Source organism: Burkholderia sp. LMG 13014 (assembly GCF_905232215.1).
Lineage (GTDB): Bacteria > Pseudomonadota > Gammaproteobacteria > Burkholderiales > Burkholderiaceae > Burkholderia.
Genome location: NZ_CAJNKE010000737.1, coordinates 1 through 2,568, shown reverse-complemented (window position 1 = coordinate 2,568; position 2,568 = coordinate 1). Strand labels below are relative to the sequence as shown.

The 2,568-nt window shown below is 67.8% G+C and carries 3 protein-coding genes; all 3 read left to right on the top strand.

Annotated elements, in window-relative coordinates; translation table 11 throughout:
* Positions 1–187, top strand: a 187-nt coding sequence (locus JYJ84_RS33845; protein WP_205190073.1) for a DUF3156 family protein, incomplete at its 5' end; no start/stop codon positions are given.
* A gap of 63 nt (positions 188–250) precedes the next feature.
* The gene (locus JYJ84_RS33840; protein ID WP_122949567.1) at positions 251–1,189 is read left to right on the top strand and encodes a helix-turn-helix domain-containing protein; all 939 of its coding nucleotides are present in this window, start codon (positions 251–253) and stop codon (positions 1,187–1,189) included.
* 167 nt (positions 1,190–1,356) lie between these two features.
* Positions 1,357–2,565: a porin gene (locus tag JYJ84_RS33835; protein ID WP_122947571.1), complete on the top strand. Its 1,209-nt coding sequence runs from the start codon at positions 1,357–1,359 to the stop codon at positions 2,563–2,565.
* Positions 2,566–2,568: the final 3 nt, after the last annotated feature.

Here is a 2,568-nt window from a genome sequence, read left to right as displayed (position 1 = left end):
CGACTGCACGATCGACGCGCGCGACGGCCGCTGGACGCTCGCGATCGTGCCGTTCGGCGGCAGCGAGGTCGTGAACCGGATGCCGTCGTTCCGCCGCTACGTCCGCCTGACGGGCGAGCAGGCCGCCGCGTTGTCGGCGGCCTGTCTTGCGTTCGAAACCGCACTGCGCAGGATTTTGCACGGGTAAGCTGTGGCGTTGCGCGCCGGGCGAACCCGGCGGCCGCGTTTAAGGGTTTCACCGGAGATGCCGATGCTGTTCCAGTCACGCTCACACGAAGACGTGCACGATCACGGGCTCGCGATCGCGGGCTGGCATCAGGTCTATCGCCAGATGACGCCGGGCCGCTTCAAGGGCACCGTCACGCAGGTGCTGTACGACGATTTCCACTTCTTCCGCGAAACGACCAACCGGCGTGTCGCGCAAACCGGGCTCGCACCGGCCGGGCGCACGTCGCTCGCGGTGCCGCTGTCCGTGCCGCTCGCGGGCACGTTCCAGGGTCAGCCGGTCGACGGCTATGCGCTGCTCGCGCTGCGCGCCGGCGAGGATTTCGAATTCCACACGCCCGAAGGGATGGGGCTCGTCGGGATCAGCGCGGCGTCCGACATGGTCGACGAGCTGTGCGAAGCCGAATTCGGCGCATCCGGCGCGCGCAAGCTGCGCCACGTGACGCGGCTGTCCGACGAGCAGGGCGTCGCGCTCGGCGTGCGGCTGTCGGCGCTGATCGACGAGGCGCAGCGCAATCCGGGCCACCTCGAATACGCGGCCACCCGCAAGATGTTCCGCGACGCGATGCTCGGCATGTTCCTCGATGCGCTCGAGCAGGGCATCGGCGTCGAGCGCCGCGACATCACGCACGCCACCTACAGCGATATCGTGAGCCGTTGCGAGAAGCATCTGCGCGACCGCCCCGAGGAACCTGTCACCGTGCTCGAACTGTGCCGTGCGCTGCGCTGCAGCCGCCGCACGCTGCAAACGAGCTTCCAGCGCGTGGCCGACGTCACGCCGGTCGGCTATCTGCGCACGATCCGGCTGAACGCGGTGCGCCGCATGCTGCGCACGACGTCCGTGCAGCAGCTCGGCGTCGGCGAGGCCGCCGCGAGCTGGGGTTTCACGCACCTCGGCTATTTCGCGCGCGAGTATCGCGACCTGTTCGGCGAGCTGCCGTCCCAGACGACCCGCCCCGAATGACGCACGCGCACCGCGACGGCGCCGCCGGGCAACGTCGCGGGCAATGCGTGCGACTGTTTGCCGATTTGCGATAGAGGTCCTGAATTTTCGCTGGATAGAGTCCTGTCACCCATATCGATAACCCCATCGATCTGCACTGCGAATCGATGACAACAGAGGGGCGGGACATGAAGATCGGACGACGACTGGCCGCGGCTGCGGCGACGCTGGGTTGCATGCACGCACACGCGCAGACCTCGGGCAGCGTGACGCTGTACGGCACGGTGGACACCGGCATCATCTACTCGACGAACCAGCAGTTCACGCGCGCCGACGGCAGCACGGGCGGCGGCCATGCATGGCAGATGGGCGGCGGCAACCTCGTGCCGTCGCGCTTCGGCTTCCAGGGCGCCGAGCCGCTCGGCGGCGGGCTCAATGCGGTGTTCACGCTCGAGCAGCAGTTCCTGTCGGCGAACGGGCAGGCGCTGCAGGGCGGCACGGCCTTCAGCCGGCAGGCGTGGGTCGGGCTGCGCCAGGACGGGATCGGCACGCTCGGCCTCGGCCGCCAGTACGACACGTATACCGACATGCTCGGCGCGTACGTGTCGAGCAACAACTGGGCGACGCCTTACGGCTCGCACCTCGGCGACGTCGACAACCTGAACGCCGCATTCAACTTCAACAACGCGGTGAAGTTCACCAGCGCCGATTTCAACGGCCTCACGTTCGGCGGCACGTTCAGCTTCGGCGGGCAGGCCGGCGATTTCTCCGCGAAGCGCGGCTATGCGGTGGCCGCGACGTACACGCGCGCACCGGTCGCGTTCTCGGTCGGCTACCTCGACCTGCACCAGCCGCTCGACGCGGCGCTCGGCGGCGCGAGCGGCTATATCGGCGATTTCGCGTGCAGCAACCCGGGTGCGATGTACTGCCTGCTGCAGGATGCCGGCTCGATGCGCGCGTTCGGCGCGGGCGGGTCGGTCACGTTCGGCGATGCGACGATCGCGCTTACCTATACGCATACGCGCCTCGGCGACAGCCGCTATTTCTCGACCGCCGCGCAGCCGCGCACGCAGGCGTTCACGTTCGATATCGGCGAATTGAACGCCACCTACATGTTCACGCCCGCGCTGCAGGGCGGCGTCGCCTATATCTTCAATGCCGCGCATACCGACGGGCGAGGCACGACGCGGTTCCACCAGGTGAACGTCGGCACGAACTACAGCCTGTCGAAGCGCACGGCGCTGTATGCCGTCGCGATCGGCCAGATCTCGAGCGGGAAGGGGCTCGGCACCGATGCGGACGGCAACGCGGTGAACTACGCCCAGATTCCGGTGCTCGCGAACAGCAATTCGAGCCGGCAACTGGCGGTGATGGCGGGCATTCGCGTGAATTTTTGAGCG

Coding starts and splice junctions, on each gene's coding strand:
- JYJ84_RS33840 (WP_122949567.1), top strand. CDS start 251: ATGCTGTTCCAGTCACGCTCACACGAAGACGTGCACGATCACGGGCTC.
- JYJ84_RS33835 (WP_122947571.1), top strand. CDS start 1,357: ATGAAGATCGGACGACGACTGGCCGCGGCTGCGGCGACGCTGGGTTGC.